Below are 6,636 nucleotides of genomic sequence, written 5' to 3'. Positions count from 1 at the left end.
CAGCTTTTCTGTACATGGTGAGGGATGGTGATGCAAGGCTTTTGACCTATTTTACCTGTTTTTCTTGCACCATACTCTCCCTCCGCGATCGCATAACCCAGACTGCATCACCTCCGGGCACTGATTCAGCAAGCCCTAAATTAAACTATAGTTTTATAGTTTTTTAGGACACAGATATGCCATTAAATAAAATAGCTAGTGGGATCGCTTGGGTAGCTTCATCTATTAAAACACCCGACATTTTCCAAGAAAGAGCTAGAAATATTTCCCAACAACTGGGTCGTGAGTCTATCGATCATCTGGCGGAATTTTTACACAAGCCGCCTCAGAAACCATCTGTACTTGGTAAGGAATTTGAAGGATTAGGATTTTGGCTAACCTGTTGTCAACAAGCAATTTTGGAAATTTTATATAACTATAGGGAAACATCATTACCTCTGCTCAGAAAGATTGCCTTTGGTAAGTTTGACTGGACTCAACCTTTGGCCATTAATACACTTTGTCGTTTAGCTCTGGACGGCATAGAAAGTAATTTAATTGTCAATGAAATCGCCGAAGCTATCGCTTCTCAATTAGAGTATGAAGCTCTTATGCCCGCCATTAATACTGTGGTCAAAATCGGCATAGTAACTCCCCAGTTAACTCAGGCATTAGAAGTTGTTATAGCGGAATTTCAAGAATCAGAAGCAGACCCAGTTGACATCCTAGAAATTCTTGAAGCACTAGCCATCATAGCGCCCAATACAGCAAAAAAATACCAATTCTTTTTACAAGACTTGATGAACGGAAAATCTCTGAAAAATCGTCATCAGATCGCTGATGGTACGGTGGTTATTCTCCCGTCAAATCAGACCACAATTGATTGGGGGAAAAATGAACCACCGCCAGAGAATATATACTCAATCCGAGCTGCTGTACTCCTTTATAACCTTTTTCCTGATGATGAAAATGTCCACTCACAGCCTCTGAAAATTTAGATGGGCTTAAAGAAAAAGTTTGCGCTTTGCTTGGTAAATTTTCAACAGAATAAATAACCTCTATAGCCGGATGGGATTAAATTTTGTCAGCTTTTGCTACTGTAGCATAACTTTGGAGAATTAGGATTAGATTGGGTTGAGGAACAAAACCCAACACTATAGTTGTAACAGAATTTTTTTAATTGGTATAAAATGAATCTATTGGTCAGACAAGCTAGCTTCTCACAACTGCCATGACTCAAATTACCCTCAACCTAAACCCAATTATCCAACTTACGGAAGAACAGTTTTTTCAACTCTGCCAAGAAAACTCCGACATACAACTAGAACGGAATGCCAAAGGAGAATTAATCGTTATGCCGCCAACAGGAGGAGAAGCAGGAAAAAGCAAAGTCAAAGCAATAGTAACATTGGCAATATGGAACGAACAAACCCAACTCGGCGAAGTCTTCGACTCATCTACAGGTTTTACTCTACCAAATAAAGCCAATCGTTCCCCCGATGCCTCTTGGGTAGAAAAATCTCGTTGGGAGGCTTTAACTCCCGAACAAAGAGAGAAATTTATCCCCCTTTGTCCTGACTTTGTAATTGAAATTCTTTCACCAAGCGATCGCCTCAGCAAGACTCAAGAAAAGATGCAGGAATATATTGAAAATGGCTGCCATCTCGGCTGGTTAATTAAGCGTAAAAAACAAGAAGTAGAAATTTATCGACCTGGTAAAGAAGCAGAGTTATTAAAATCTCCTCAAACCTTATCTGGGGAAGATGTTTTGCCGGGATTTACCTTGAATTTACAGCGAATTTGGGAATAGCAGAATGATTGAGAGTGCAATGGCAACCCTAATTTCATCACATAAAAGTATTTAATTTTTTCAATATACATTCATGCTGTCCTAGAAGGTGTTAATAGCTCTTGTTCCGTCGAAATTGGCAAGGATGCTAATACATCTAAATACCACCACCAACGAGCGGGAGAAATAGCTTGATTTTCGCGTATTTCAGCAAAATCAACAAAGTGTAATAACTCCTGAAAAAAATCTTTTGCATTCTGAATTAATTGCCGATCTGCTTTGGCAAGCAAGGTTTTTTCATCAGTAGTAAGTTGAGATTCTATTTCATTAATTCTATCGCGAACTTGTAGCATTTCTAAATGCTCCATACCGCTGACATCAGGAAATTCAACGCAAATACAATAATGTTTTAATAAATTATTCACAGTCTAACTCCTTGACTAAACCAAGATATACAAAAGATGAAATTGCCAGATAGCTTTGAGGTCGATCTGGAGGAAATGCAGTTTCTAAAACACCATTCAAACCTATCATCACTAATCAAAGTTGATCGTCAACATAGGCTACCACTGTGGGATAAATAGTTTCTCCATAAATATATAGATAAATATCGGCACTGATGGCGGTGACTACATAAGTGATAATTGCCTCATATTCTTCTAAGTTTGCATCATCCGGTAAATGACCTAGCCGAATCCTTTTGGCAAGATGATTGGCTGCTTTCCCTGGCTTCCAAACGATCTGCTTTCTGACTCGGCTGATGGCTTGACTGACACCTATCCGCTGAACTTCATCAAGAATAAATCTAGGTTTTTCTGGATATGAGGTCACAACAACAACACATCTTGCTAAAGCGATCGTGCTTGTGTTTTTACTAAAATTATTGCCAAAAACACTTTAAGAGTAACTAACACTAGCTAAATTCCAATCCGGCCGCAAATTCTTAGCCCCTCGCAAGTAAGGATGATAAATTTGAGTATGGTTTTCTGGCAAATTAATGTGAATTAAAAATCGGATGCAACGTTGCAAACTACCCTCAACGTGCATTTGCTGAACATCTAAAAGAGGAACATTAGCCCAGCGGGGACGATCGCGCGCGATCGCAGCCGGAAAGATAGCATCCAAATCGCGAGTGACAGAAAAAGTAACACTAATAATCATTTCCGGGTCGAGGTCATTGAGCCCTTCCAGTTCATCTAACAGTTCCCTCACCGCATCTGCAATTGCTTCCACCGAATTTTCTGAGGCAGTAGTTGCCCCGCGAATCGCCCTTACTCGCCACTCCACGCAAACATCCTCCATTGTTATAAGTATCCTTCAACCAACAGTTAACGGTTAACGGTTAACCGTTAACTGTTAACAATTATGCAATTATGGTCGATAAAGCCAAAGTGGTAGACCACTAACAGACAGCTCAAATTCTAGCCAATTCCTCGCAGAAGACAGCCCCGATGTATCCAGACTACTGCCTAATGCACGACTTAAAAATGGTTTAGGTTTTTCCAGAGTGCAGCACTCCGTTTTTTCAGGGTCAAGACCTGCTAATTCAGCCGCCCAGCGACGGGCATCATCCTCAGTTCCCAAACGGTCAACCACACCCAGTTCTAAAGCTTGCTGCCCGCTAAAAATCCGACCGTCGGCAAAAGTTTTGACCGTTTCAATTGGGATATTTCGGGCTTCAGCAACCGTTTCTACGAACTGCTGATAAGTGCTATCGATCAAGTTTTGCAGAATTTCCTTCTCCGGCTCAGTCAGTTCTCTGTCAAAAGCCAAAATATCTTTGTAAGGGCCAGATTTAATCGTTTTAAACGAAACACCAACCTTTTCTAACAGCCCTTCAATGTTATTTCCCCGGATAATCACGCCAATGCTGCCCGTAATCGTACCAGGATTGGTGACGATGTGGGGGGCACCCATACCGATGTAGACACCCCCAGAAGCCGAAATATTGCCAAAACTGGCAACAATTTTCACTTTTTCTTGCAGCCGCTTGAGGGCGCTGTAGATTTCCTGGGAATCTCCGACAGTCCCACCGGGAGAGTCAATCCGCAGCAGCAAGGCGGGGAACTTGCGTTCTTCAACGGTTTTGAGAGCTTCCAGCACGCGCTTGCGGGCTTCTGCGCCAATAGCGCCGTTGACTTCAATCCGAGCGATTTGTTTGCGATAGCGAGGCTTAAATGGCCAAATCATGGGCAGTCATAGAACTTTTTGTAGCTAATCTCTAGTTTGCCTTATTCCTATGGATTTGATGGATATCTCACCGCGAGGCTGTAAAGTTCGAGTCTCTGACATTTGCTGTGACAACTGTTAGGCTTGGGCATACTTAATCTCAACATCCCTATCAGGCTCAAGGTGCATCATGGCTACATATACCGTTACTAACACCCTTGACAGCGGTGCAGGCAGCTTGCGGGAAGCAATTACCATTGCCAATGGTACTGTTGGTGTTTCAGACATAATCCAATTCAGCATTGGCGCTGTAGGTTCTACACAGACAATTAACCTCCTCAGCGGTTTGCCAGCCATTACCGACACTTTAACAATTGACGGCTGGACTCAAGGCGGTGGAAGCTACACTGGGCCGCCCCCGATCGAACTCAATGGAACATCTGTGCCGCTTGGAAACTTTGGGCTAATTATCCAAGCTGGCAACAGTGTTGTGCGGGGGTTAACGATTAATAGGTTTCCTACTAATGCTGTTTTAGGCAACGCTTTCGGCATTGGCGTGTTCGCAGGTTCCAACAGTTGGATCTACGGCAACTATATCGGTACTAACTTAGCTGGCACTACAGCGCAGCCTAACTATCAGGGCGGCATTTGGGTTGGCAGCGGCGCTACAGGGACTCGCATTGGTACAGACGGCGACGGTGTAAATGATACAGCAGAACGCAACCTCATCTCTGGAAACGGCGGCGCGAGCGGTGTTGGTGCTAGGTTGGGCATCTTCATTGAAGGTAGCGGAACTGTAGTAGCTGGCAACTATATCGGCACGAATGCAGCGGGTACTGGTGCTTTGGGCAACAGTGGTTTGGGGGTGTACATACTGAATGCTAACAATGTAACAATTGGGGGTTCAACGCCAGCATTGCGAAACATCATCTCTAGCAATGGTTCGCAAGCTATCCAGATTAATGGTGCGACTGCTACAAGTAATTCGGTGCAGGGGAATTACATTGGCACTGATGTTACGGGTACTGTTGATTTAGGGAATACGAGTAATGGCGTATTAATTTTGGGCGGGGCATCTAACAACTTTATTGGTAGTAATGGCGACGGAGTAAATGATGCAGCCGAAGGCAATTTGATCGCAAATAACGATCGCCAAGGCAACACAATTAACACTACTAATGGCAATGTACGAATTACGGGTACAGGTACGAATAATAACACCATAGCAGCTAATTTAATCGGGCTTCAAGTTGGGGGAACAACTACATTTCCGATCAGTGGCGGCCCTCGTGGCGTATTGATTGACAACGGACCGCAGAATAATATTATTGGCGGCGTGACTGCTGCAACTCGGAATGTTATCGGGGGACAGCAACATACGGGAGTTGAAATTGCTTATACCTCAAATAATAATCGGGTGGTTGGCAATTATATTGGGCTGGGAACAGACGGCACTACACCTGTTTCTAATAATATCGGTGTGCAGATTTATACGGCTGGTGTTACAGGACCACAAAATAACTTGATTGGTGGTAGCGCTGCTGCTGAACGCAATATCATTTCTGGCAATAGAGCGCAAGGAGTGATAATATTCAATACTACCTCCACTAATAATTCTGTCATTGGTAACTACATCGGTACGGATGCTAGCGGCACGGTTGACCGAGGTAATGGTTTGGATGGTGTATTCATTCAGAATGCGCCTAATAATATTATTGGCGGGAGTAATGTAGGCGATCGCAACATCATCTCCGGCAACAATCGTTTCGGCGTAGTTATCTTCGCCCCAGCAGCTACAGGCAACTCTATCAGAGGTAACTACATCGGCACCGATGTTAGCGGTAGCGCTGATTTAGGTAATAGTGCTGACGGCATATACATTCAGGATGCTCCTAATAATCTTATTGGGGGAAGTAATGCTGGCGATCGCAATGTGCTTTCAGGTAATGGCCGTTTCGGTGTACTAATTCAATCTGGTTCTAATAACAATCAAGTATTGGGGAATTACATTGGCACGCAAGCAGACGGAATTACCTCTTTAAAAAATGACTCATCTGGTGTCAGAATAGACTCTCCGAGTAATAATAATCTCATTGGCGGGATTAATTCAGGAGAAGGAAATACGATCGCGTACAATGGCGATCGCGGTGTCAATATTTTGGGTGGAACTGGTAACTCGATCCGAGGTAACTCGATTTTTTCCAACACTAATCTAGGTATCGATCTTAACAACGACGGTATTACACTTAATGATACCAATGATGCCGATACTGGTGCTAACAATTTACAAAACTTTCCTGTTCTCACTGCTGTCAGCGGTAACATCGTCAGCGGCACAATTAATAGCATTCCTAACACCACCTTTCGCGTTGAATTCTTTGCTAACAGTGCTTATAATGCTTTAGGCGCGGGTGAAGGTCAAACTTATCTCGGCTTTCAAGATGTTACCACTGATAGTGCTGGCAATGGCGCGATCGCCTTCACTTACACCCCCGTTACAGGCCAAATTCTCCTCAGCGCCACAGCGACTAACACCACCACAGGAGACACCTCCGAATTGTTAGAGTCGATAGGAGCGTTGCTACTCCTACCTCTCCTTCAGAACGGAACGTGATACTTTCGCATCATTCCGCTCCTTGATAACTCCACCTTTGTTATTGGTACGATTCAAGACCAACTATCGGGTTTTGGCACTTTCT

General features: G+C 43.5%; 7 protein-coding genes. 3 read left to right on the top strand and 4 right to left on the bottom strand.

The genetic code is table 11. From position 1 onward, the window contains the following. Positions 1-176 precede the first annotated feature (176 nt). Positions 177-977 (top strand): hypothetical protein, encoded by an 801-nt coding sequence (locus tag PN499_RS26810; protein WP_272036312.1) that lies wholly within the window; start codon positions 177-179, stop codon positions 975-977. Between the two features lie 233 nt (positions 978-1,210). Beyond that, the gene (locus tag PN499_RS26805) at positions 1,211-1,789 is read left to right on the top strand and encodes a Uma2 family endonuclease (protein ID WP_272036310.1); all 579 of its coding nucleotides are present in this window, start codon (positions 1,211-1,213) and stop codon (positions 1,787-1,789) included. A 71-nt stretch (positions 1,790-1,860) separates the two neighbouring features. Here PN499_RS26805 and PN499_RS26800 read toward each other — a convergent pair whose 3' ends face one another. The 4 genes from PN499_RS26800 to sppA form a co-directional block, all read right to left on the bottom strand. Further along, positions 1,861-2,193 (bottom strand): hypothetical protein, encoded by a 333-nt coding sequence (locus tag PN499_RS26800; protein ID WP_272036307.1) that lies wholly within the window; start codon positions 2,191-2,193, stop codon positions 1,861-1,863. Positions 2,194-2,308: 115 nt separating this feature from the next. After that, positions 2,309-2,599 carry a hypothetical protein gene (locus tag PN499_RS26795; RefSeq protein ID WP_272036305.1) on the bottom strand — a complete coding sequence of 97 codons (291 nt, stop codon included), beginning with the start codon at positions 2,597-2,599 and terminating at the stop codon, positions 2,309-2,311. 66 nt (positions 2,600-2,665) lie between these two features. Further along, the gene (aroH, locus tag PN499_RS26790) at positions 2,666-3,070 is read right to left on the bottom strand and encodes a chorismate mutase (RefSeq protein ID WP_272036303.1); all 405 of its coding nucleotides are present in this window, start codon (positions 3,068-3,070) and stop codon (positions 2,666-2,668) included. Between the two features lie 69 nt (positions 3,071-3,139). Continuing rightward, a complete protein-coding gene (gene sppA, locus PN499_RS26785; RefSeq protein WP_272036301.1) occupies positions 3,140-3,958 on the bottom strand; it encodes a signal peptide peptidase SppA in 819 nt (272 codons plus the stop codon). 169 nt (positions 3,959-4,127) lie between these two features. Between sppA and PN499_RS26780 the strand changes: the two genes are divergently transcribed. Beyond that, positions 4,128-6,551 carry a beta strand repeat-containing protein gene (locus PN499_RS26780; protein WP_272036299.1) on the top strand — a complete coding sequence of 808 codons (2,424 nt, stop codon included), beginning with the start codon at positions 4,128-4,130 and terminating at the stop codon, positions 6,549-6,551. Positions 6,552-6,636: the final 85 nt, after the last annotated feature.

The organism is Kamptonema animale CS-326 (genome assembly GCF_028330895.1).
Lineage (GTDB): Bacteria > Cyanobacteriota > Cyanobacteriia > Cyanobacteriales > Microcoleaceae > Kamptonema > Kamptonema formosum.
Note: the sequence above shows the minus strand (reverse complement) of the source record. Positions and strands in the feature narration are given on the sequence as shown.